At 32.8% G+C, this 23,416-nt stretch carries 21 protein-coding genes; 12 read left to right on the forward strand and 9 right to left on the reverse strand.

The annotated features are described in order from the left end of the window. Nucleotides 1–63 precede the first annotated feature (63 nt). The 3 genes from DMA14_RS10120 to DMA14_RS10135 form a co-directional block, all read right to left on the reverse strand. Nucleotides 64–597: an AAA family ATPase gene (locus DMA14_RS10120; protein ID WP_111380110.1), complete on the reverse strand. Its 534-nt coding sequence runs from the start codon at nucleotides 595–597 to the stop codon at nucleotides 64–66. Nucleotides 598–1,042: 445 nt separating this feature from the next. Beyond that, complete coding sequence (locus tag DMA14_RS10130; protein ID WP_111424554.1) at nucleotides 1,043–1,744, reverse strand: hypothetical protein; 702 nt, start codon at nucleotides 1,742–1,744, stop codon at nucleotides 1,043–1,045. A 49-nt stretch (nucleotides 1,745–1,793) separates the two neighbouring features. After that, a complete protein-coding gene (locus DMA14_RS10135; RefSeq protein ID WP_111424555.1) occupies nucleotides 1,794–2,708 on the reverse strand; it encodes an alpha/beta hydrolase family protein in 915 nt (304 codons plus the stop codon). A gap of 363 nt (nucleotides 2,709–3,071) precedes the next feature. Here DMA14_RS10135 and DMA14_RS10140 point away from each other — a divergent pair, with 363 nt between their 5' ends. The 4 genes from DMA14_RS10140 (at nucleotide 3,072) to DMA14_RS10155 (ending at nucleotide 6,632) form a co-directional block, all read left to right on the forward strand. Next, complete coding sequence (locus DMA14_RS10140) at nucleotides 3,072–3,368, forward strand: DUF493 family protein (protein ID WP_111285800.1); 297 nt, start codon at nucleotides 3,072–3,074, stop codon at nucleotides 3,366–3,368. Between the two features lie 4 nt (nucleotides 3,369–3,372). Further along, nucleotides 3,373–4,098: a DUF4290 domain-containing protein gene (locus DMA14_RS10145; RefSeq protein WP_111424556.1), complete on the forward strand. Its 726-nt coding sequence runs from the start codon at nucleotides 3,373–3,375 to the stop codon at nucleotides 4,096–4,098. A 189-nt stretch (nucleotides 4,099–4,287) separates the two neighbouring features. Further along, the gene (gene murA, locus DMA14_RS10150) at nucleotides 4,288–5,601 is read left to right on the forward strand and encodes a UDP-N-acetylglucosamine 1-carboxyvinyltransferase (RefSeq protein WP_026727609.1); all 1,314 of its coding nucleotides are present in this window, start codon (nucleotides 4,288–4,290) and stop codon (nucleotides 5,599–5,601) included. 155 nt (nucleotides 5,602–5,756) lie between these two features. Then, complete coding sequence (locus DMA14_RS10155) at nucleotides 5,757–6,632, forward strand: cation diffusion facilitator family transporter (protein WP_111424557.1); 876 nt, start codon at nucleotides 5,757–5,759, stop codon at nucleotides 6,630–6,632. Nucleotides 6,633–6,838: 206 nt separating this feature from the next. Here the strand turns inward: DMA14_RS10155 and DMA14_RS10160 are convergent, their stop codons facing one another. The 3 genes from DMA14_RS10160 to DMA14_RS10170 all read right to left on the reverse strand — a co-directional run bounded on the left by DMA14_RS10160 (nucleotide 6,839) and on the right by DMA14_RS10170 (nucleotide 10,561). Continuing rightward, on the reverse strand, nucleotides 6,839–9,328 hold the full coding sequence (locus DMA14_RS10160; protein ID WP_111424558.1) for a DUF5686 and carboxypeptidase regulatory-like domain-containing protein: 2,490 nt from the start codon (nucleotides 9,326–9,328) through the stop codon (nucleotides 6,839–6,841). Between the two features lie 126 nt (nucleotides 9,329–9,454). Further along, on the reverse strand, nucleotides 9,455–9,868 hold the full coding sequence (aroQ, locus tag DMA14_RS10165; protein ID WP_066035150.1) for a type II 3-dehydroquinate dehydratase: 414 nt from the start codon (nucleotides 9,866–9,868) through the stop codon (nucleotides 9,455–9,457). 135 nt (nucleotides 9,869–10,003) lie between these two features. Next, on the reverse strand, nucleotides 10,004–10,561 hold the full coding sequence (locus DMA14_RS10170; protein WP_111424559.1) for a porin family protein: 558 nt from the start codon (nucleotides 10,559–10,561) through the stop codon (nucleotides 10,004–10,006). 291 nt (nucleotides 10,562–10,852) lie between these two features. Between DMA14_RS10170 and DMA14_RS10175 the strand changes: the two genes are divergently transcribed. The 5 genes from DMA14_RS10175 (at nucleotide 10,853) to DMA14_RS10195 (ending at nucleotide 15,624) form a co-directional block, all read left to right on the forward strand. Further along, entirely contained in the window at nucleotides 10,853–11,452 is a 600-nt protein-coding gene (locus DMA14_RS10175) for an outer membrane beta-barrel protein (RefSeq protein WP_111424560.1), read from the forward strand. A gap of 207 nt (nucleotides 11,453–11,659) precedes the next feature. Continuing rightward, nucleotides 11,660–12,241: a porin family protein gene (locus DMA14_RS10180; RefSeq protein WP_111424561.1), complete on the forward strand. Its 582-nt coding sequence runs from the start codon at nucleotides 11,660–11,662 to the stop codon at nucleotides 12,239–12,241. A 112-nt stretch (nucleotides 12,242–12,353) separates the two neighbouring features. Further along, nucleotides 12,354–12,977, forward strand: a complete 624-nt coding sequence (locus DMA14_RS10185; protein WP_111424562.1) for a porin family protein — start codon at nucleotides 12,354–12,356, stop codon at nucleotides 12,975–12,977. An 80-nt stretch (nucleotides 12,978–13,057) separates the two neighbouring features. Beyond that, entirely contained in the window at nucleotides 13,058–13,954 is an 897-nt protein-coding gene (xerD, locus tag DMA14_RS10190; protein WP_111424563.1) for a site-specific tyrosine recombinase XerD, read from the forward strand. Between the two features lie 149 nt (nucleotides 13,955–14,103). Beyond that, a complete protein-coding gene (locus DMA14_RS10195) occupies nucleotides 14,104–15,624 on the forward strand; it encodes a sensor histidine kinase (protein WP_111424564.1) in 1,521 nt (506 codons plus the stop codon). A gap of 74 nt (nucleotides 15,625–15,698) precedes the next feature. Here DMA14_RS10195 and rny read toward each other — a convergent pair whose 3' ends face one another. The 3 genes from rny to DMA14_RS10210 all read right to left on the reverse strand — a co-directional run bounded on the left by rny (nucleotide 15,699) and on the right by DMA14_RS10210 (nucleotide 18,056). Beyond that, nucleotides 15,699–17,258 (reverse strand): ribonuclease Y, encoded by a 1,560-nt coding sequence (rny, locus tag DMA14_RS10200; protein WP_111380131.1) that lies wholly within the window; start codon nucleotides 17,256–17,258, stop codon nucleotides 15,699–15,701. Nucleotides 17,259–17,467: 209 nt separating this feature from the next. Further along, nucleotides 17,468–17,761: a cell division protein ZapA gene (locus DMA14_RS10205; protein WP_008464801.1), complete on the reverse strand. Its 294-nt coding sequence runs from the start codon at nucleotides 17,759–17,761 to the stop codon at nucleotides 17,468–17,470. 4 nt (nucleotides 17,762–17,765) lie between these two features. Further along, on the reverse strand, nucleotides 17,766–18,056 hold the full coding sequence (locus DMA14_RS10210; RefSeq protein ID WP_008464802.1) for a hypothetical protein: 291 nt from the start codon (nucleotides 18,054–18,056) through the stop codon (nucleotides 17,766–17,768). Nucleotides 18,057–18,237: 181 nt separating this feature from the next. Between DMA14_RS10210 and DMA14_RS10215 the strand changes: the two genes are divergently transcribed. From DMA14_RS10215 to DMA14_RS10225, 3 genes are all read left to right on the forward strand, one after another. Next, on the forward strand, nucleotides 18,238–19,920 hold the full coding sequence (locus tag DMA14_RS10215) for a M23 family metallopeptidase (RefSeq protein WP_111424565.1): 1,683 nt from the start codon (nucleotides 18,238–18,240) through the stop codon (nucleotides 19,918–19,920). Nucleotides 19,921–19,932: 12 nt separating this feature from the next. Then, complete coding sequence (locus DMA14_RS10220) at nucleotides 19,933–22,398, forward strand: TonB-dependent receptor (RefSeq protein WP_111424566.1); 2,466 nt, start codon at nucleotides 19,933–19,935, stop codon at nucleotides 22,396–22,398. A gap of 89 nt (nucleotides 22,399–22,487) precedes the next feature. Further along, complete coding sequence (locus tag DMA14_RS10225) at nucleotides 22,488–23,207, forward strand: CREC-EF hand family protein (RefSeq protein WP_111424567.1); 720 nt, start codon at nucleotides 22,488–22,490, stop codon at nucleotides 23,205–23,207. Nucleotides 23,208–23,416: the final 209 nt, after the last annotated feature.

Raw genomic sequence — 23,416 nt, forward strand, 5'->3', positions numbered from 1 at the left:
CCTAGGTTTTAAAGTTAAAAATTTAGAAAACAGTTTCTAGTTTTGCAACTTTAAACCATACCGCTAAATTTTGTCTAAGATATAAAGAATTCTGTTTTCAACTGTATCTTTAGGAACTTCAATCAGTTCGTAACCATATTTTTTATAAGTTTCAACAAGATGCTCTTGGATTTTTACTGCCTGATCAAAATTTTCATAACGCTCAGAATCACTTTGGTAAATTTCTTCCCAAGGCGGTAAAATAAAAGTTTTAGAATATTTATAATCTTCGCATGCTTTAACGAAATTCTCTGGATATTCATCGCCAATATAATCCATATAAGCTACCACATCTGGAATTCCTCTGTCGATAAAAACCACATTATCAGGTTCTTCAAGAGCATTCTTATATTGTTCAATACGACCTTCCAATAACATTTCGCTAAACAAAAGCGGCTGTTCTAGAAACAACTGTTCAATGCCTTGTTGTTGCGCTTTCATGGTAACCTGTCTTGAAATTTCAGGATAGCAGCAAAAGCCACGAGCTACCAATTCGTTAATAAGTGTTGATTTTCCAGTACCAGGTCCGCCAAGCAAGACTATAATTTCTTTTTGCACTATTCTAAAAATAAAGCGCAAATTTACCTAAACTTATTTATAATTAAAAAGAATATTTATCAGAAACGAAAGATTTGGCATTTTTAGTTGGCATGGTTTCCTGCTGTCCGCTGCAATCTTTTGCTTTTTAAAGAAAAAAGCAAAAGGATTTCCGCTTCCATCAGGGTTAAAAAAGGAGAGATGGTTTTGTTTTAGCAAAGTGAAAAGTCCCGATAGGGGCGACATATTTATAGAAAAATTGAACACAATAAATCAAAAGCTCCAGAGGAGCGACATATTTAGAGTAATTTATATGTCGCTCCGCTGGAGCTTTTTAATGCCGTAAATTGTATTTGCTATAAATATTTTGCTCCGCTGGAGCGTTTTTTGTCTGAATTGCCGTTGGTTTTAACCAACGGGATTTTTGAAGATGTAGAATTTCGGCTTTAGCCAAATGTAATAGTTGTTATTTGTTTTGTTTGAATATCATCATTAAATCAGAATATAAGTATACGCTAACGATTGCTAATATAGGGATAGCAATAAAAAATTTTCCATCTGGAATCATGCCGAATATGCTAAGAAATATTAAAGCTAAACAAAATGGATATGTAAATAATCGGGTTAATATTTTACCGCTACTCCATTCATTTTCTAATTTTTCTTCAGTTTCTAAATCAAGGATTCGACTTTTGTGCTGTTTGACTAATTGCTTATTATTTGCTTTAATATTTATTAATTGATAAAAATCTGTTAATTGATCTTTTTTATTGACTAAGCCTATTCTGCGACTGAATAAGTAACATGCAAAAGTCAAAAATAGAAAAACACTTATACAGGCTAAGAATTTTTTAATTTGAAAATCTGTAAAAGCAGTCGAAAGTAAAGGAAAGAAAAAGAATAATGGAAATAATAGTTGTGAATATTGAGCAAATGGATTTAATTTATCATTGACTTTTGTGAGTATGCCTTCTGAATCAAATTCAAAAGAATATAGTGAATATGAGCTTCCTGTCCAACTTGTTCTTTGCCAGATAATGATTTTATGCTTTTCAATATTTCCGTAGATTTTGTAATCTTTTTTGATGGAACATATAAAATGATTTAAAAAGGTATTGTTCTTTTGGACTTGTATTAGTTTTTGAATGTCTGATTTTGTTACTTCCATTTTTACAGAATAAATATTTTCAAATGCAGTAATTATCTTTCTTTTTTATTTATTCACAAAACAAATACTTCCCAGAACTTTTTCCATTTTTAGAAGGAATAATTAAATGCGATTGGAACTTTTTGCCATTCAAAACATCATTTACAAAATCTAAAACATATTGCTGTCCTTTGTGAAAAAGATAACCAGAGAATTCATGTCCTCCGCCACAAAAAGTAATCAGTTCGATGTCCTTATGTAAATCAGTCATTTGATTGTAAACGGCATAAGAGCCAAAAAGAATCAGCCAGCCAGAAGCATTTGTCGGACAAGAACGGTGCGAACCCGCTGCATAAGGAACTGTATCATCATTATTTCCATGTGCCAATAACATCGGAATTGCTTTTTCTTTTGTTATTAGATTAATGTCTTGAATCGCTCCCGAACCTCCAATGAATCCTTTGTATTTAAAGTTTTCAGGAAGATTGCTTTTGTATAAATTCATTAATTTATAATCCCAGAACGAAGCGTGGAAACCAATTTCAGCACCCGCACTAATTCCAGAAATAAAGATTTTTGAAGTATCAAGATTATATTTGTCAGCATTCTCAATCATGAAAGCTGTTGCTTGCCACATATCGCTCACGCCAATTTGAATCGCTTTTATTTTTTCGGTTAAAGTTCCTTTACAGCCAAAATCTTTTCCTTTCATATATAAACTATACGAAATGCTCGCAACGGCATAACCATTTTGCGACATGAATTTTCCAAAATCTTTTTCATTTGTTCGTTCTCCGCCAGAAAAGCCTCCACCAAAAGCAAACATAATCAACGGGATTTTCTCGCCAGCTTTTTTCTTAGGCAGATATAAATCTAAATCTAGTTTTAAAGTATCGTTCTGGAAATAAGTTAAGGCTTTAATTTCTTGTGCTTGAATATTGTAAAAAGTAAAAAATGCAAAGAGTAAGAAGATGTTTTTTTTCATTGTGAAGTGTTTTGATATCGAAGAGTTTAAACGCTAACTTGTCATCCTGAGGAACGAAGGATCGCACAAGTAGCTCTGCACAGAAATTCTCCAATCTTTGTCGAGTTTCTAGTGCGATCCTTCGTTCCGCAGGATGACAAAAACAAACTCGATATGTTTGCGGGCAATTTTTAAGCAGATTATTTCTCAAATATAAGCGTAAAATTTACAAAGAAATAATCTTCGATTGCTTTTTTCTCTGCACCTTTGCGCCTTTGTAACTTTGTCCCTTTAAAACAAAGTTTTAAGCCCAAAAAAAATCTAAAATCTAAACTCAAAAGTCTAAAACCAAAACCGTATATTTGCGTTTATTTTTAATTACGAATGGAGAACGATAAAGAAAAAAACACCGCCGAATTTTACGAAAGATTAAAAGTAGAACTTGATAACGCAAACACTTGGCCAGCAGAATATTTGTATAAATTTATTGTGCCTTCTGTAGGTGATAATGTAGAGCGTGTTGAAAAAGCTTTTGATAGAATGGGAGCGGTTATTAAAACAACAAAATCTAAAACAGGTAAATTTACCAGTGTTTCTGTAGATGTTACGATGCACAGCTCAGATGATGTGATCAGTAAATACAAAGAAGTTTCTACAATAGAAGGTATAGTTTCATTATAAACTTATGATCGAAAAATATAAAAGAGAAGCCGCAAGTGACGTTGTGTATAATTTGGAATATAATTCTGAAAGACAACGTCTGATTATCCCAGAATATGGTCGTCATTTACAAAAACTGATTGATCAGGCAACTGCAATCGAGGATGATGAAACGCGCAATAAAGCCGCAAAATATATCATTCAGGTTATGGGAAGTCTGAATCCGCATTTGCGTGATGTTCCAGATTTTCAGCATAAACTTTGGGATCAGCTTTTTATTATGTCTGATTTTAAACTGAATGTAGAATCTCCTTACCCAATTCCGTCAAGAGATGTTTTGCAGCTAAAGCCAGAGATATTGCAATATCCGCAGAATTTCCCGAAATACAGATTTTATGGTAATAATATCAAATACATGATAGAAGTTGCTAATAAATGGGAAGAAGGTGAGATGAAAAATGCGCTGGTAATGGTAATTGCTAATCACATGAAAAAATCTTTCTTAAGCTGGAACAAAGACACAGTAAAAGACGATGTGATTTTTGAGCATTTATACGAATTATCTGGAGGCAAAATCAATTTATTGCACAGTACAGAAGAGCTTTTAAATACAACAGATTTAATGCGTACCAACAAACGCATGTCTAATAAAACTGCTTCTGGAACACAGCCTAAAATTCAGAATAACAAAAACAACAATAACAAAGGCGGTCAGAAAAAGAACTTTCAGAAAAATAATAATCAGAAGTAAGAAAAGGTGCTAAGAGGCTAAGCTTCTAAGTTGCTAAGTTTTTTTTACTTAGATACTTAAAAAAAACAAACAAAAACAAAAATAAAAAAAAGCTGCTAAGCTGCTAAGCTACTAAGTTGCTGAGTTTTTTTACTTAGAATCTTAGAATCTCAGAATCTTAGAAACTTTGAAAGAACCTAAAAGAAATCTATGGGAATTTTTAAAATCGAAGGAGGAACTCCTTTAAAGGGAGAAATCACTCCGCAAGGAGCAAAGAATGAGGCATTACAAATTTTATGTGCCGTGCTTCTAACAGGAGAGAAAGTGAAAATTAATAACATTCCTGATATTATAGACATCAATAAATTAATCACTTTGTTGGGGAATTTAGGGGTGAAAATTCAACGTAACGAACCAGGTTCGATTACTTTTCAAGCTGATGAAGTTAATGTTGGATATTTAGAAACTGAAGCTTTCAAAAAAGAAGGTGGAGCGCTTCGTGGTTCTATTATGATTGTTGGTCCGCTTTTGGCTCGTTTCGGAAAAGGATATATTCCAAAACCAGGAGGAGATAAAATTGGACGCCGTAGATTAGATACACACTTTGAAGGTTTTATTAACCTTGGAGCAAAATTCAGATACAACAGAGAAGATCATTTTTACGGAGTAGAAACTCCAGAAGAAGGTCTTAAAGGAACAGATATGCTTTTGGATGAAGCATCTGTAACTGGAACTGCAAACATTGTAATGGCAGCGGTTTTGGCAAAAGGAACAACTACAGTTTATAACGCAGCTTGTGAGCCATACTTACAGCAGTTGTGTAAAATGCTGAACTCTATGGGAGCTAAGATCACAGGAGTTGGTTCTAATTTATTGACTATCGAAGGTGTTGAAAGCCTTGGAGGATGCGAACACAGAATTCTTCCTGATATGATCGAAATCGGTTCTTGGATTGGTCTTGCAGCTATGACAAAAAGCGAAATCACTATCAAAAACGTAAGCTGGGAAAACTTAGGTTTGATTCCAAATACTTTTAGAAAACTTGGAATTACAGTTGAGAAACGTAATGATGATATTTATATCCCTGCTCACAAAGATGGGTACGAGGTAAAAACAGATATCGATGGTTCTATCTTAACTATTGCAGATGCACCATGGCCAGGATTTACACCAGATTTATTAAGTATCGTTTTGGTTGTGGCAACTCAAGCTAAAGGAGACGTTTTAATTCACCAAAAAATGTTTGAAAGCCGTTTGTTCTTCGTGGACAAATTAATCGATATGGGAGCAAAAATTATGTTATGTGATCCGCACAGAGCTGTGGTTATGGGACATAATTTTGAATCTCAATTGAAAGCAACAACAATGTCTTCTCCTGATATTCGTGCAGGAATTTCATTATTGATTGCTGCTCTTTCTGCAAAAGGAACAAGTACAATTCAGAATATCGAACAAATCGACCGTGGATATGAGCGTATCGATGAGCGTTTAAGAGCAATCGGCGCAAAAATCGTGAGAGCGTAAATTAAGAGTTAGCCACGAATTACACAAATTGCACTAATTTTTATTTTTTGATATTCAATAACACGATTTAAATTTAAAAAATTAGAGAAATAAAACGCAAAGCTAATCTTCGTGTAATTTGGGAATTCGTGGCAGAAAAAAATAAATGTCGCTAAATGACAAACGAACAAAAAGCTATAAAAGCTACATACTTTAGTATAGCCGGAAACACCTGCTTGGCCCTTATAAAAGGTCTTGCAGGTTTTTTTGGCAATTCTTATGCCTTAATTGCAGACGCAATTGAATCAACAACAGATATATTTGCGTCTTTTTTGGTGCTGTTTGGAATCAAATATTCGAACAAACCAGCCGACGAAAATCACCCGTATGGTCATGGCCGTGCGGAACCTCTGATTACGTTTTTGGTTGTAGGTTTTTTAATTACTTCAGCAACTATTATTGGTTACGAAAGTATTGCTAATATTGGCACTTCGCACGATTTGCCTAAATCTTGGACCTTGTATGTTTTAGGTGCTATTATTATTTGGAAAGAATACTCTTTCCGTTTGGTCATGAAAAGAAGCAAACAAACCAATAGTACTTCTCTAGCAGCTGATGCTTGGCACCATAGAAGTGATGCGATAACTTCTGTAGCAGCTTTTATTGGGATTTCGATTGCTTTAATTATGGGAAAAGGCTACGAATCTGCAGATGACTGGGCGGCGCTTTTTGCGGCTTTTTTTATTCTCTATAATAGTTATAAAATTTTCAGACCTGCACTCGGAGAAATTATGGATGAAAACCTAAATGAAGATTTAGTTGAAGAAATTCGTGTAAAAGCATTATTGGTTCCGGGAATTATTGGAACAGAAAAATGTTTTATCCGTAAAGCAGGAATGAAATACCATGTTGATCTGCATGCTATTGTTTCTGCAAAGATTTCTGTTAAAGAAGGTCATGATTTGGCACACTTGTTAAAAGATACTTTAAGGAAAGAAATTCCAGAACTTGGACATGTTTTAATACATGTTGAGCCAGATGATTATTCTTAAGGCTCAAAGTTGCAAAGGTTCAAAGGGACAAAGGTTCTCTAGCTGAAACTTTTGTCATAGATTGAAATAAAAAAATCCGTTTATTCTATTAATAATAAACGGATTTTTTTATTTGATATTTGTCTGTTTGAGCGTCATGAAGCTTCGAAAAGGAATCTCACAAAGTATTTAAACTCTGAGCCTTTGTCTCTCTGAACCTTTGCACTTTAATCTAATGCATTTAAAATCTTTAAGCCAAAAACCACTCCATTTTGCTGAATACCACCTTGATAAGAATGCACATAATCTATGCGGAATAATTTGAATTTTCCAAAGCCTAGATTGTCTAATCCAACAGTAAATTCAGAATATGGCTTTCTGTCTGGAATTGCTAAAGCGTGAAAACCAACATTCATAGTCGATTTCAAAAGATTCAACAGCGGAATTTTATTCATGATAAAACCAGTATCATTATACTCTGTGTGCATCTCAAAATAACTATCGTTTGTGCTGTTAGAATAATAAGGCATCATATTAAAAACATTCAAATAGCGATCGCTTGTCCCGATATGAGTCTGATTTCCATTAAAATGTCTATAATCGATAAACGAGATATTCTCAGCGTTAAAGAATTTTCCTCCTCTAAAATTGGTTCCTAAAAGACCTTTATTTCCAAGTGATAAATCGTATTGGACAGAAGCGCCAATTCTTTCATATTCGTACTTTTTTTCGTTTGCTGCGAAAGCTTTTTCAAATGCCAGATAAACTGTAGGATATTTGTCGTTTTTAATATTGAATCTTCCGTCTGGCCTTGAAATGTATTTACTGCCGAAATTGATTCTTGTTGTCACGAGAGCTTTAAACAAATGATGCTGATCAAATGCTGGAGTTGTAAAATCGTTTGGCGCCAAAGGATTATTAGACGAATAAATATCATCTTTTTTAAAGAAAGAATAATCAGTTGTATTAAAAAGCGGTTTACGCTGCTCATAACCAATTTTTCCAGTAAGATTTATTCCATTTGCGATATCTTGCCCGTAATTGATTTCAGCAAATTCTAAATTATAAAGCTTCATATAATTGTCTTTAAAAAACAAAGAACTTATAGAATTGACAAACTTACTAATTGGTTCAGCGCTATTAAACTGAGCTGTTTTTACACCTCCCGAACCCCATATTGTAGCATAATTGATAGTGTTGAAACGATGGCTAAATTCACCAATTACACGAAAACGTTCATCAGAAAAACCATAATTAAAAGTAGTGCTTATTGAAGTGTTTGTTCCTTTTTCTTCATCCCATTTTCTAAAAGAAAAACCAGAATCCAAATTAAAACCTTGAACGGTATTAAAACTCAAAGAGGTAATATTAAGCAGACCTTTATAATCAAAGGAATATTTTTTAAATGTGTTTTTGTAATCATAACCCATTAAAATATCCCAAACCTTAAACTTATTATTTTTAGCATCAATAGAATCGGTATATTTTTTTGATTTTCTAATAATTTGCAGACTGTCTTTTTTTGCATAATCACTGCTTTCTTCAATTGTTAACGGAATTGGACGAATTTCATTCCAGAAGGCATCGTCTTTTTTGTTAGCGTTGAGTTCGAAAGCAACAATTTCATTCCCGAAAGTTTTCTTGTCAAAAGAATCAGGAAATTCATAGTTAGAATATACATAGTTGAAATTCCCAGAAAATTTTATTCCAAAAATGCCTGCATTAAAAGAAAGCGTCTGTGCATTCTTAGACCAGATTTTATTTTTGGTATTGTAGCTAAAGCTCTGTTTCAGAGTCATTACCTCTGTAAACTCGTTTTTCATTCGATATCCTTTGATGTCGAGATCAATGGCGTAAATCGCAAAACTGTCATCTACTATATAAATGTAACCTTCAAAAACGGGTTCTTTATCACGTTTTGGGATAACTTTGATTTTGTTAATCTGCTGATTATTGTCGTCATAAAAAGTACTTTCTAATTTGTATTTATAATAATTGAAAGCATTATCGGCGATAGGAGAGATGAGTTTTACATCAAAATCTAAAGTATTGTCATAAAAATCATAAGTTGATAAAGCAGCCGTGTTGTAGCTATAACCGCGATTGTTTCCTGAAATTTTAGAAGCAATGATTTTCTCTTTTAACTTATCAGGTTTTTCAAAAGTTACTTTCGAAATAGTTTCAGATAAGTATAAAATTCCCGTTCCTGTTGAATCTAAATTTGAACCCATATCATCGCCTAAATCTACTTTTTTGCCCAAGATCTTTTTAGGAAGATCTTTGACTTTAAACATTCCTTTCGAATAGAAATCGGCTGTATACCTTCCGGTTTTATCTGAGTTTTCTTTTTTATTTGCTATTGCACTTCTTATAATAGCATTAGCAGGATTGTTTTTAGGATCAATGATAACTTCGTTCAATGCAAAACTTTCTTCTTGAAGGCTAACATCTACATTGACTATTCTCGTTGCGGCAAGAACAGTTATTTTTTTAGTTTTATAACCTAAATATTGAAAAGTGATAACGTTTCCTCCAATTTCTTTAACGTTAAGCTGATATTTTCCCTGCTCATTTGTAGTGGTTCCAGCATACGTATTTTCTTCAAAAACGGATACAAAGGGCAGCGGATTTCCTTTATCGTCTGTTACAGTTCCTCGGATTTGAGCAAAATTGGAAAGTGAAAAAAATAGAAAGGCAAGTATAGTATAGTTTCTCATGCAAATGTGGTATATCTTACAAAAATATAATAAGTTAAATCTGAGCTTATTAATAATTTGTTAAATTGAATGAGAGAGTTTATCATTCTGAGAGAAGCAGTTGTTTTCACTCAGAATGACAATATGCTATAAAAAAGACTGAATAGCCAATTCGTAACTTTTTAGCCCGAAACCTAAAATAACACCTTTTGCATTTCCAGATAAATACGATTGATGTCTAAAGCTTTCGCGTGCATAAGTATTTGAAATGTGAACCTCAATTACTGGAGTGGTAACCGCTTTCATGGCATCACCTAGACCGATCGATGTATGTGTATAAGCACCAGCATTGAGAATAATTCCATCAAATGAAAAACCAACTTCCTGAATTTTACCTATCAGTTCGCCTTCAATATTACTTTGATAATAAGAAAGTTCAATGTTTGGGAATTTTTGTTTCAACGTTTCAAAATAATCTTCAAAAGTCTGGCTTCCGTAAACTTCTGGCTCGCGTTTTCCTAAAAGGTTTAAATTGGGTCCGTTGATAATGCAGATTTTCATAAAGTAATTTTGTTTTTAATTAAGTGATGTAAAAGCATTTTACATTTCACAAATGACACTTCACATATAAGTGTAAAAATAAAAAAAACCGCACTAATAAATAGAGCGGTTTTTATAAAAGTATGTGATATTCTTTTAGAACATGAATCCAGCAGAAATTTGGAATACAGAGTTTTTAATGTCAGCATTTTTAGAAGCCTCAGTCAAACCTAAACCGTAACGCCCTTGCAAAAAGATGTTTTCCGTAAGTTTAACACCTAATCCAGCATTCAGACCAAATTCAAAAGTTTCGCCATTTTTTACATCAAAATCATTTCTTTCACTTACCAAGAAAGAAGCTTGTGGACCAACTTCTAAGCTGAAAGTGTTGTTTAAGTAAAATTTAGCCATTACTGGTATAGAAATATATCCTAGTTCGTTTTTTACATCTTCACTTACGTCACTAAATTTATAAGATGCACCAACAGTAGAGTATAAAAGCTCTGGCTGAATAGAGAATTTGTCTAATAATTTTACTTCAGCCACCAAACCAGCATGGTAACTAGTAATTCCATCTTTATTAATTTGGTCTGGAAAGTCTCCAGTTTGGCTAGCAAAGTTAACCCCTGCTTTTACCCCTAATTTCAATAATTGTGCTTGTACTGCCGCTGATGTTGCAATGAACATAAAAGCTGCTAAAAGTATTTTCTTCATAAAAAGGTTTTTAAAAATTGGTATTTTAAAATGTTATTTAAAGTTCAAAACTACATATTTAGCATTTTATTGCATTATAATTTGGATTAAATAATTACTAAAATTCCCACTCAAATTGATTTTTAATCTATAAAATCTTTCTTTTTCTCTTTTAAAGTTTTGATTTTCAATAAGTCTGAGTCGACTTTATTTTTGTCTTATTTTAATACTTTTTAAACTTGTCGGGAAGTATATTTTGTAAGTCTAATCTTAGTTTTGTTAAATATTAAATCAAATAATATTTAAAAAATTATGAAAAAAATTGTTTTGGCTGCTATTGCAGTAATGGGGTTTAGTTTTGCAAATGCACAAGATTCAGGTTCATTTGGATTTTCTAAAGGAAACATTCTTGTAGAAGGAAATTTAGGTCTTTCATCGAAAAATGACAAAAACACAGAAACTAAAACTAATTTTTTTGAATTTAACCCAAAGGCAGGGTACTTTTTAACTGACAAATTTGCTCTTGGTCTTGACTTAGGGGTTGGCTCTTATAAAGAAAAGACAGCTGGATCAGATGCTGATAAAAGCTCAATTTTTAAAGCAGGTATTTTTGGACGTTATTACTTTTTGGATCTTGGTCAAAGATTTAAAACTTATGCAGAAGCTGGAGTTGGTTTAGATAGCGGAAAAGATTCTGGAGCTAAATATTCTGGGGTTGGATTTAATGCAGGATTAGGGATCAATTATTTTGTGTCTAACAATTTTGCAATTAACTTTGGTTTAACTGATATTTTGGCTTTTGATAGTTATAAATATAAAGGTGGTAAAGCAGTTTCTGAGTTTGATGCAAATGTAAATGTTTTCAATAACTTCTTTAACACAGCGAAATTTGGATTGACTTACAAATTCTAAAAAAAAACATTTAGTTAGTTTTTTAAAGGCTTTCCTTATTATTTTTAAGGAAGGTCTTTTTTTATTGAAAATTCTAATTTTAAATTGGCTTAATTCAAAATTAACAATTAGCGTATTAATTACTATTTTATTTGTTAAATTCCTAATATAGAATTATGAAGAATATTTTTATATTTGACGCATTAATTTAACCCAAAACAAATTAGAATGAAAAAAATTATTTTATCTGCCATTGCAATTATGGCTTTTGCATTCACAAATGCGCAGTCAACAAGATTTGGAGTAAAAGGAGGTCTTAACGTTTCAAGTATTGTTGGAGGAGATGTAGACAATAGTAAATCATTAGTAGGATTTCATGTTGGTGGTTTAGCAGAAATCCACGTAGTAGAAAAGTTTTTTATTCAGCCTGAGCTTTTATTCTCAGCTCAAGGAGCTAAATTTGATGGGCCTTTTGGATCTGACGCAGATTTAAAATTAAATTATTTAAACATTCCTGTATTGGCAAAGTATTACATTGTTGACAAGAAGTTTAGTGTAGAAGCTGGTCCACAACTTGGCATTTTATTGTCAGCTAAATCAGATGGAGAAGATGTCAAAGATTATACAAGATCAACAGATTTAGGCTTTAATTTAGGAGCTGGTTATGATTTTACTGAAAATTTCTTTGTAGGTCTTCGTTACACTATCGGTTTATCTCCTATTTCTGATAGAGATATTGATGATTCAAATGATTACTATGATAGCGCAAAAAATGGTAATTTTCAGATTTCTTTAGGATATAAATTCTAATCTGAATTTTAAAATATTTCAAAAGCCTTCCTCTGATAGGGGAAGGTTTTTTTATTGATGATTTTTATTTTTATAAGAAAAAACTTATATTTGAAAAATTAATTTAATAAAAATGAAAAAAGTAGTTTTATCTGCGTTAGCAGTTATGATGTTTGCATTTGCAAATGCACAGGATGTTAAATATGGTGTAAAAGGAGGTTTAAATCTTTCTAATTTCTCTGGTGATACTGATGGTATTAATTTGAAATCAAAAGCAGGATTTAATATTGGAGGGTTTGTAGAAATTAAATTGTCTGATAAATTCTTTATTCAGCCAGAACTTTTGTATTCAACACAAGGGCCAAAAGTAAAAGATCAAGCTGGAGAAGTTGATGGCATTCTTTACAATGGAGATGTACGTTTCAATTTATCTTATATCAATGTACCAGTGATGTTTAAATATTATGTTGCTGATAAATTGAATGTTGAAGCAGGTCCTCAAATAGGATTTTTAACTTCTGCGAAAACTAAAACAACGATTGATGGTTATAGTGGTTCTCATACGATGGATGTAAAGGATATTTTTGAGTCAATTGATTTTGGATTAAATTTTGGGGTCGGATATGATTTTACAGATCATTTATTTGGAGGGCTCAGATATAATTTTGGGATCGCAAATATTGCAAAAACAGAAGCAGGTGATAATACAAAATTGCATAATGGAGTTTTTTCAATAAATGTAGGATACAAATTTTAATTTACGAACATTAAAAATCCCAAAACCTTCCCAAAATCAGGAAGGTTTTTTTATGCCAAAAAATTACGTTATTTGTAAATATGAATTGGAGCAGATATATAAAAGATTATCAGTCGTACTTAAGGATTGAGAGAGGTTTGTCTAAAAATACAATCGAAAACTACGGCTTTGATATCGAGCGCTTATGTCTTTTTTTAGAAACTAATAAAATTGATGTTTCGCCAATAAAAATTTCAGATGAAACTTTACAGCAGTTTATTTATTCAGTGGCCAAGGAGGTGAATCCGAGGTCTCAGGCAAGGATTATTTCTGGTCTTAAAAGTTTCTTTAACTATTTGGTTTTTGAAGATTATAGAAATGATAATCCTTTAGAATTAATCGAAGCGCCAAAAACTGGCCGTAAGCTACCTGATACTTTATCGCTTCAGGAAATTGATGCTTTGATTGAAACAATCGATTTAAGCACTAACGAAGGTGAGCGAAATAGAGCAATGCTGGAAACGCTTTATGGCTGCGGATTACGTGTTTCTGAACTGATTACACTTAAAATTTCAGATCTTTTTTTTGATGAAGGTTTTGTTAAAATCACTGGTAAGGGAAACAAGGAAAGGTTTGTGCCGATCGGACCATTAACTCAGAAATATATTGAAATTTACAAAAATGCTGTTCGCTCAAATCTCAATATAAAAAAAGGAGCTGAAGATACTTTGTTCTTAAATAGACGAGGGAATCAGTTAACTCGTGCAATGGTGTTTACTATAATCAAAGATCTTGCTCAGAAAATGGGGCTTAAAAAAAGTATTAGTCCGCATACCTTGAGGCATTCTTTTGCAACTCATCTGCTTGAAAATGGTGCTGACCTAAGATCTATTCAATTAATGCTTGGCCATGAATCTATTACAACAACCGAAATTTATGTGCATTTGGATCGCAGTTTTTTAAAAGAAGTAATGCATAGTTTTCATCCTAGAAGATAATTATTTTTATAACTGTCTATGTTTTTGTTTTGAAAATTCATATATTGTGTTAAAATTTTGTTTTAATTAAGGCGAAAAGCAAAGTTGAGCTTAGTTTTTTTGCTTTGCTGAATAAGTTCCGATATCTTATTTACATAAAAGAGTAGCATATGGTTTTTGATTTATATGGAAATGAAGATTGCTTAGAGGTAAATAATTTTTATAAAAAATTGTTGGCCGAAATGCCTGACCTGCTTTTTCAGTTTGTTATTGATGCTGATAATAATTACACGTTTCCTCTTGTAAGTAAATCGGTAGATGAAATATTTGAGCTTTCTTCTACAGATTTTAATAATGATATTAAGTTTATAATTTACGATCGAATTTTACCTCTAGATCGCGAACTTTTTTTTCAGTCTTTAGTCAAAGCTAGAAAAGAAATAAAACCTTGGAAAATTGAATTTAGAGCTACTCTTCCTAAAAAAGGGATTTGCTGGTTCAAAATTGCTGCAAAAACAGAATCTGCTGCAAATGGAAATGTTGTCTTTTATGGGCATGTCTCTGATATTACTGAGCTAAAAGATAAAGAGGAGAAGCTTCGAATTTCTGAAGAACGTTTTCAATTTGCTCTAGATGCATCTACGGCTGGAATTTGGGACTGGGATATGGTTACTAATAGGGTTTTTTACTCTTCTTTGTCTCTTAAAATCTTAGAATTGGAGTCTACTGATATTTTTGATGATCCAGAACGATGGGATAAAATTGTGCATCCAGATGATCTTCCAAAATATTATTCAGATATACATGAACATTTTGATAATAAAATTCCGTTTTATGAAAATTACCATCGTGTAATGACTTCTAGCGGTAATTACAAATGGATTTTGGATAGGGGGAAGGTAATTAAGCGCGATGAAAACGGAAAACCTTTGCGGGTAATTGGTACACATACAGATGTTTCGGCTCAGAAAGAAAAAGAGCTGGATCTTATGAAAACAATGAAGTTGTATAGCGATCAAAATAGCCGTTTGTTGAACTTTTCGCATATTGTTTCTCATAATCTAAATACACAAGCTGGAAATATAAAATCGATTTTAGATCTTATTGATGCTGATGTTAGCAAGCAGACTGTAACAGAAATGCTGGAATATTTGCGAACTGTTTCTAATGATCTGAATGAAACTATTTCAAATCTTACTCAAATTGTAAAAACACAGAGTAATATTAATATTGCCGTAGTTCCGCTAAAACTTTGCGAGTATATCGAGAAGACTATTTCGACAATCAAAGGGTATCATCAACAGAGAAAGGTTACTATTATAAACAATGTTCCAAAGTATTTAACGATTAATTTTAATCCGGCTTATATGGAGAGTGTTTTGTTGAATTTTACAACAAACGCGATTAAATATGCACATCCAGATCGTGATCCAATCATTACTTTTGATTTTGCAATTGAACCTGAAGGATTTAAATCTCTAAAAATTACTGATAATGGCCTCGGAATCGATTTGAAAGTCTATGGCGATTTGCTATTCGGCATGTATAAAACCTTTCATAAACATGAAGAAGCTCGCGGAATTGGGTTGTATATAACTAGGAATCAAATTGAAGCGATGAAAGGAACGGTTGAAGTAGAAAGTGAGGTAGGAGTAGGAACAAGTTTTAAAATCATTTTTAATGATATGTAGAAATTTTAGAACATAGATAAAAAAATAAAGGCTGTCAATTGACAGCCTTTATTTTTTTATCTATGTTCTTTGGATTATTTAGCAATGTTTACAGCCCTAGTTTCTCTAATAACTGTAACTTTTACCTGTCCAGGATAAGTCATTTCTGTTTGAATTTTTTGTGAAATTTCGAAAGATAAGTTTGCTGCATTATCATCAGAAACTTTTTCACTTTCTACAATTACACGAAGTTCTCTACCGGCTTGAATTGCGTAAGCATTTTTAACTCCGCTGAATCCGTAAGCAACATCTTCAAGATCTTTCAGACGCTGGATGTAAGAATCAAGAACCTGACGTCTTGCGCCTGGTCTAGCTCCAGAAATAGCATCACAAACCTGAATAATTGGAGACAATAAAGACTTCATTTCAATCTCGTCGTGGTGCGCTCCAATCGCGTTGCATACTTCTTCTTTCTCACCATATTTCTCAGCCCACTGCATACCTAAAAGCGCGTGTGGCAAATCACTTTCTGTATCTGGCACTTTTCCGATATCGTGTAATAAACCAGCTCTTTTTGCTAATTTCACGTTCAATCCTAATTCTGCAGCCATAATACCGCAAAGTTTAGAAACTTCTCTCGAGTGCTGTAATAAGTTTTGTCCGTAAGAAGAACGGTATTTCATTCTACCTACAACTTTAATCAATTCTGGGTGTAAACCGTGAATTCCTAAGTCAATAACCGTACGTTTTCCAACTTCGATAATTTCGTCATCGATTTGTTTTGCGGTTTTAGCAACAACTTCTTCGATACGTGCTGGGTGAATACGTCCGTCAGTTACTAATTTGTGTAAAGACAAACGAGCAATTTCTCTACGAACAGGATCAAAGCAAGAAAGGATAATAGCTTCTGGTGTGTCATCAACAATAATTTCAACTCCAGTTGCAGCTTCAAGTGCTCTAATGTTACGTCCTTCACGTCCAATAATACGTCCTTTTACATCGTCAGATTCAATGTTGAAAACAGAAACGCAGTTTTCAACTGCTTCTTCAGTTCCAACTCTTTGTATCGTATTAATGATGATTTTTTTAGCTTCCTGCTGTGCAGTAAGTTTTGCCTCTTCAATTGTTTCTTGAATATGAGACATTGCTTTTGTTTTGGCTTCAGCTTTTAAACCTTCTACCAATTGTTCTTTAGCTTCTTCAGCAGAAAGACCAGAGATTACTTCTAATTGTTGTAACTGGCTTTTGTGAAGTTTGTCAACTTCAGCTTGTTTTTTGTCTAAAACCTCAATTTTATTGTTGTATTCAGCTGTTTTAGCTTCAAAGTCTTCGTTTACTTTTTTAGCTTTAGAAAGTTCATTAGAAACTTGAGATTCTTTATCGCGAACGCGTTTTTCTACTTCAGCAACTTTTTTATCACGTGCTAAAATAACTTGTTCGTGTTCTGATTTAAGTTCGATAAAACGCTCTTTTGCTTGAAGAATTTTATCTTTTTTGATATTTTCTGCTTCTAAATTTGCGTCTTTTAAGATAGAAGCCGCTTCTTTTTTAGCGTTTTTAATTAGGTTTGAAATATTACTTTTCTCGATAATTTTAGCTATTGCAAATCCTGCTGCAATACCTACAATACCAATAATGATCGTTATGATGTCCATGTTTGTTAGGGTTTATATATAAAAAAAGCCTACATTAATTGCTTGTATAAACTCGTAAAGACAAGTTTTGAGCTAACTCACTGTTCAAGTTTCCCAGCCAAATGGAGGGCATACTATAGTAGCGACGATTTGCTCATTCTAAATTGTTAGTGTTGAGTTTACCAAATGTGAACTAATGTAGGCAGTATCTTAGTTTCTGTAAAGAACGTTTAATTTTCGAGATATTGATCTAAAAGCGTGTTTAATCTTTTAATTCTTTCGATAGTCTCTTCTCCATCGATTGCATTATCAATCTGTTTTTGTTCTACTTGCGATGCAAATTGTAATGCACACATTGCTAGAACATCTTGTTTATCACGAACCGCGTAATTTTCTTCGAACTGCTTGATCATGGCATCAATTTTCTTAGAAGCACTTCTGAGTCCTTCTTCTTGAGCGGGTTCAACCGTAAGTGGGTAAACGCGATCGGCAATTGATATTTTAATTCTAAGCTTTCCGTCCATATTATTAATCTGATAGTTGCGCTATGCAGTAATCAATTTCGCGAATTAATGAATTTATTTTAAGCTTTGTCTCTCTCTTGTTATTGTCGCTGCCAAGCAACGAATTGGCTATCTTAAGTGTTTCATTTTGCTTCTTCAAAGCTTCCATTTCCTCAGATTGTTTCTGGATAATTTGCGCAGCTTTGGCTAGTTCTAATCGTAATACTTGATTGTTTTGTTCAAAGGCTTTTGATTTCTCAAAAAGCTTTTCAACTTTATATTCAAGAGTATCAATTATTTCTGCAATTACACTCATTATACATCCTATTCATTACTTAATCCTACAAAGTTAATATTCCTTTTTATTAATGCAATTTTTTATCGATTTTTTTGCATTATTTTAGATAAATATATTGTAATTCAATTAATTGAGTTTTTGAAGCTTTTTTCTTGCTTTTATTGGCTTATTTTTGCTTATCTTAGCAAAAATGTTGTTTATGAGATTATATGTACTTGCCCTTTTAATTTGTAATTCTGTGTTTGCTCAAACACAATATCCTAAAGATTATTTCCGTCCTCCATTAGATATTCCAATGCAACTTTCAGGTAATTTTGGGGAGTTGAGACCTAATCATTTTCATGCTGGTTTTGATTTAAAAACTAATCAAAGAGAAGGTTTGAGCGTGCATGCAATTGCAGATGGATATGTGTCAAGAATTAAAATTTCGACTTTTGGAAACGGAAAATGCATCTACATAACGCATCCGAACGGATATACTTCTGTTTATGGACATTTGCAAACACCAACAGGGGCAATTTTAGATTATGTAAAAAAAACGCATTACAAAGAAAAAGCTTATGAAATTGAAATGTTTCCAAAACCAGACGAACTTCCTGTAAAAAAAGGTGATATAATCGGACTTTCAGGAAATACGGGTTCGTCAGAAGGACCACATCTTCATTTTGAAATTCGAGATACTAAAACAGAATTTGTTATCAACCCGATTTTCTTTGGCTTTGACCAAAATTTAAAAGATACTAAAAAACCAACTTTATCTAGTTTGTATGTTTATCCGTTGGATAATGCTATGGTTAATCAATCCAAACAGCCTTTGCTGGTAAACATGGCGCTTCAAAAAGACGGAACTTATCTAGCTTCAAAAGTTAAAGCAAACGGAAAAATTGGTTTCGGAATTAATGCTGTTGATACCGATGATGTTTCACATAATAAAAATGGAGTTTTTAATGTTTCGACTTTTTTAAACGGAAATCAGAATTATAATTATCAATTTAATACTTATTCTTTTGATGAAATGCGTTATGTAAATGCATTGATAGATTATTCTCGTTATAAAAAATCGGGACAGCGTGTGCAGAAACTTTTTATGAAAACACCTTTTGCTTTAAGTATTATTAAAACCGATTCACTTCGCGGTATTGTCAAAGCAGAACCTAATTTAACTTCAAATTACAAAATAGAGGTTTCAGATTATTTTGGAAATATGAATTCGATCACGGTTCCGATTGAATTTGATACTGCAACACCTCTTGTGGAGTCAGAGTCGGTTAATGGGAAGTATTTTATAAAATATAATAGAGATGCCAATTTTGAGAAAGATAAAATGTCAGTTTTCTTTCCTGCTGGAACTTTCTACGATGATTTTAATATGAATTTTGATGTTAGAAGTAACAAACTTTTCATTCATGACGATACAGTTCCCGTGCATTCAAATTTTACAATCACTATAAAAGACGATACTTATCCAGAGTCATTAAGAGATAAGCTTTATATTGGTAAGGGAACAAGTTATAACGGAACAATCAGAAAAGGTGATGTTTTTACTGCAAAAGCAAAAATATTAGGTACATACGGTTTAGTTCTCGATACGATTGCTCCAGTTGTTAAAATTGCAAAACCAATTGAAGGAAAATGGATTAGCGATCAAAAGAAAATTGATTTGACGATAAGCGATTCTCTATCTGGAATAAAATTTTATAATGGCTATTTGAACGGAACTTGGGTTTTGTTTGAATACGAAAATAAAGCCAGAAGAATTACGCATACTTTTGATGATCAATATTTAGCAGAAGGTGAAAACGTATTAAAAGTTGAAGTTGTTGATAATGTAGGAAATACTACTATCTTTGAAACTCGTTTTTTTAGAAGTCAACAAAAATAAAACCCAAAATCTTTGAGTTACAACAGGTTTACATTCGCTTTTCTTTTTTTATTTTTCAGCTGTATTGCTTTAGCTCAAAATGCCCGCATAAAAGGGCTAATATTAGATGTGGAAAAACATCCTGTTGCGAGTGTAAATATTTCGTCTCAAGGAACTTCTGTACAATCTGATGCAAATGGATTTTATGAAATTGAAATTCCATCAAATAAAAAGGTTTCTCTTATTTTTACTCACGTTTCATTAAAAATGATGAGTTTGACGGTTAGTTTGAAAACAAATGAAGTTTTTGTTTTTAATCCTATTATGAGTAATTCTGAAGAGCAAATGGGAGAAGTTTTTGTTTCTTCTGGAAATAGAAAAAGAGTTCAAGGAATTACTTCGGTTGATACCGAAACTTTAAAGAAAATTCCAGGCGCAAATGCTGGAATCGAAAACATTTTGAAAACGCTTCCCGGTGTTAATTCGAATAACGAATTAAGCACACAATACATGGTTCGTGGCGGAAATTATGATGAAAACCTAGTTTATGTAAATGAAGTAGAAGTATATCGTCCGTTTTTAATTCGTTCAGGACAGCAAGAAGGTTTAAGTTTTACAAATACAGATTTAGTACAGAATGTTGAATTTTCTGCAGGTGGATTTCAGGCGAAGTTCGGAGATAAATTATCTTCTGTTTTAGATATTACATATCGAAAACCAACTCGGTTCGGTGCTGCTTTTGAAGCCAGTTTTTTAGGTGGAAGTGCTGCAGTCGATTTAGTTTCTAAAAATAAAAAGTGGTCTGCCGTAACAGGAGTTCGTTACCGAAATAATAGTCTTTTGGTAAATAGCCAAGATACAGAGACAAATTATAAACCCACTTTTGCTGACATTCAGACTAATGTAAATTATGATATTTCTGAAAAATGGCAAATGAGCTTTTTAGGAAATATTTCTCAGAATAAATATTCATATGAGCCTTTAGTTCGTCAGACAAATTTTGGAACTTTAGATCAGCCAATGGCACTTGCAGTTTATTACGAGGGGCAAGAAAAAGATCAGTATAACACTTATTTTGGCGCTTTAAAAACTACTTATAAAGCGTCGCCATCTCTTACTCTTAAATTGATTGGTTCTCTATTTCATACTACAGAACAAGAACATTTTGATATTTTGGCACAATATCGTCTAGGAAATGTAAACGCTGAAGATCCAGAAAATGCATCTGCAGTTGATTTTACTCGGGGAATTGGTTCTCAGCTGAATCACGCTCGTAATGATCTCGATGCGTTAATTGCAAATATCGAATTGAAAGGAATTAAAGATTGGAAAGAAAGTCAGTTAGAATTTGGTTTAAAATATACAAGAGAATCTATTCGAGATCGAGTAGTGGAGTGGGAAGTAATTGATTCGGCTGGATTTTCTATAAATCCGCCGTTGGTTATTCTTCCAAAAAATAATCAGCCATATACACCTTATACGGGACCACTTTTGCCATATCAAAATATACGAGCAACCAATTTTAATGCCATAAATAGGTTTTCTGGTTATGCGCAATGGAACAAGCAATCAGAAATTGGTTCAAGTCAGATCTGGTATCATTTGGGAGCGCGTTTTCAAGGCTGGAATGTTGCGGGAGCTTTAGAAGAAGGAAAAACACAGTTTGTGGTAAGTCCGCGTGCGCAATTTGCGATAAAGCCAGATTGGGATCGTGATATGGTTTTCAGGATTTCGGGCGGATTATATCATCAGCCTCCATTTTATAGAGAATTGCGAGATTTGGATGGGGTTGTAAAACCGAATGTGAAAGCTCAGGAATCTGTTCATATTGTTTTGGGTAATGATTATAATTTTAAAATGTGGAATCGTCCTTTTAAATGGGTGACAGAACTATATTATAAATCACTTTCAGATGTTAACGTTTATTCAATAGATAACGTTCGAATTCGCTACGTTGCCAATAACAATGCAAAAGCGTATGCGCAAGGTCTTGATTTTAGATTAAACGGCGAATTTGTGCCAGGAACAGAATCTTGGATAAGTTTTGGATATTTGAAAACCGAAGAAAATTACGAAGATAGAGGTTATATTGCCCGTCCGACAGACCAGCGTTTGAAATTTGCAATGCTTTTTCAAGACTACATGCCGAATATTCCAAGTGTAAAAGTGTATTTGAATTTGGTTTACAATACAGGTTTGCCTGGAGGTGCGCCAGCATATTCTGATCCGTATTTATATCAAAATAGATTGAATGATTACAGAAGAGCTGATATTGGTTTTGCAAAGGTTTTTGTAGACGCTAGTACACAAAATACAAAAAAAGGCTGGCTGAAAAACTTTAAAGAGTTAGCCGTTGGATTGGAAATTTTCAATCTTTTCAATAATCAAAATGCGATTACAAATACTTGGGTTCGTGATGTGTATTCAAAAAATCAATATGCGATTCCAAATTATATGACTTCAAGGGTTTTTAACGTTAAGATAAATGCGAGGTTGTAATCTGCTTTGCAATTGCTCAGTAAAATTCAATAAAACTCAAAAATACAATCAAAAATAGTATATTTGATAATCGTATATAATCAATGTAGATGAAAAAGTATTTTAAATATATCGCCTTTATACTTATCGGAACAGTAATCAGCTGTCGAGAAGAAGTTCAAAAACCAAAAGTAAGCTATGGCGCTTCAAATAAGGTAAGCGTTACTAAAACCGATACAACTCAAATTGAAATTGCAGATCTTCCTATTCAAATGGAAGGGACTAATTATTTAATCCATCCAGTTGGAGATTTAAGGGTTTTTGAAAGAGGGTCTAAAGCTAGATTTGGTTCTTCAAGTGTTAATGATGTGAGTTTTACTATTTCTAATTTGGGTGAATATGAGATTACAGGTTATCTGCAGAATTTAAAATTCCAAAAAGTAGATTCAGATTCTATCCGACCTTTGTCAGACAAACCAGTTTTGATTTTAACAGCTACGTATTTAAAAACAGTTGCTGACAAAACGCATAATAATGTGATGGTTTATACACTTACGGATTCAGATACCAATAAAGATGGTAAAATAGACACTAGCGATATTAAAACTTTATATTTAAGTGATATTAGCGGAGAAAACTTTACCAAAGTTTCTGCAGATCTTCAAGAGTTGGTAGATTGGAGCTTAATCGAATCTAAAAACCGTCTGTATTTTAGAACTATTGAAGATACTAACCAAAACGGTCAGTTTGATAAAAATGATGTGTTGCACTACAACTATATAGATTTATCTTCTAAAAAATGGGAAGTAAAGAATTATAAACCTATTTAAGTTGCTAAGGTTCTAAGTTTTTTTGCCACAGATTAAAAGGATTAAAAAGATTTTTTATAAAAGAGAGAGGCTGTTTCAATTTGTTGAAACAGCCTCTCTCTTTTAAATTGTTTTCCATAATGAAAACAACGTTTTCCATTTTTATGTCTAGACTCGTTCATTCCGTAGGAATGTTTGATCGGTAGAAAAAAAATCATGCCAGCACATTT

Source organism: Flavobacterium sharifuzzamanii, from assembly GCF_003254585.1.
In the GTDB taxonomy this organism is placed as follows: domain Bacteria; phylum Bacteroidota; class Bacteroidia; order Flavobacteriales; family Flavobacteriaceae; genus Flavobacterium; species Flavobacterium sharifuzzamanii.

Coding starts and splice junctions, on each gene's coding strand:
- DMA14_RS10130 (WP_111424554.1), bottom strand. CDS start 1,744: ATGGAAGTAACAAAATCAGACATTCAAAAACTAATACAAGTCCAAAAG.
- DMA14_RS10135 (WP_111424555.1), bottom strand. CDS start 2,708: ATGAAAAAAAACATCTTCTTACTCTTTGCATTTTTTACTTTTTACAAT.
- DMA14_RS10140 (WP_111285800.1), top strand. CDS start 3,072: ATGGAGAACGATAAAGAAAAAAACACCGCCGAATTTTACGAAAGATTA.
- DMA14_RS10145 (WP_111424556.1), top strand. CDS start 3,373: ATGATCGAAAAATATAAAAGAGAAGCCGCAAGTGACGTTGTGTATAAT.
- murA (WP_026727609.1), top strand. CDS start 4,288: ATGGGAATTTTTAAAATCGAAGGAGGAACTCCTTTAAAGGGAGAAATC.
- DMA14_RS10155 (WP_111424557.1), top strand. CDS start 5,757: ATGACAAACGAACAAAAAGCTATAAAAGCTACATACTTTAGTATAGCC.
- DMA14_RS10160 (WP_111424558.1), bottom strand. CDS start 9,328: ATGAGAAACTATACTATACTTGCCTTTCTATTTTTTTCACTTTCCAAT.
- aroQ (WP_066035150.1), bottom strand. CDS start 9,868: ATGAAAATCTGCATTATCAACGGACCCAATTTAAACCTTTTAGGAAAA.
- DMA14_RS10170 (WP_111424559.1), bottom strand. CDS start 10,561: ATGAAGAAAATACTTTTAGCAGCTTTTATGTTCATTGCAACATCAGCG.
- DMA14_RS10175 (WP_111424560.1), top strand. CDS start 10,853: ATGAAAAAAATTGTTTTGGCTGCTATTGCAGTAATGGGGTTTAGTTTT.
- DMA14_RS10180 (WP_111424561.1), top strand. CDS start 11,660: ATGAAAAAAATTATTTTATCTGCCATTGCAATTATGGCTTTTGCATTC.
- DMA14_RS10185 (WP_111424562.1), top strand. CDS start 12,354: ATGAAAAAAGTAGTTTTATCTGCGTTAGCAGTTATGATGTTTGCATTT.
- xerD (WP_111424563.1), top strand. CDS start 13,058: ATGAATTGGAGCAGATATATAAAAGATTATCAGTCGTACTTAAGGATT.
- DMA14_RS10195 (WP_111424564.1), top strand. CDS start 14,104: ATGGTTTTTGATTTATATGGAAATGAAGATTGCTTAGAGGTAAATAAT.
- rny (WP_111380131.1), bottom strand. CDS start 17,258: ATGGACATCATAACGATCATTATTGGTATTGTAGGTATTGCAGCAGGA.
- DMA14_RS10205 (WP_008464801.1), bottom strand. CDS start 17,761: ATGGACGGAAAGCTTAGAATTAAAATATCAATTGCCGATCGCGTTTAC.
- DMA14_RS10210 (WP_008464802.1), bottom strand. CDS start 18,056: ATGAGTGTAATTGCAGAAATAATTGATACTCTTGAATATAAAGTTGAA.
- DMA14_RS10215 (WP_111424565.1), top strand. CDS start 18,238: ATGAGATTATATGTACTTGCCCTTTTAATTTGTAATTCTGTGTTTGCT.
- DMA14_RS10225 (WP_111424567.1), top strand. CDS start 22,488: ATGAAAAAGTATTTTAAATATATCGCCTTTATACTTATCGGAACAGTA.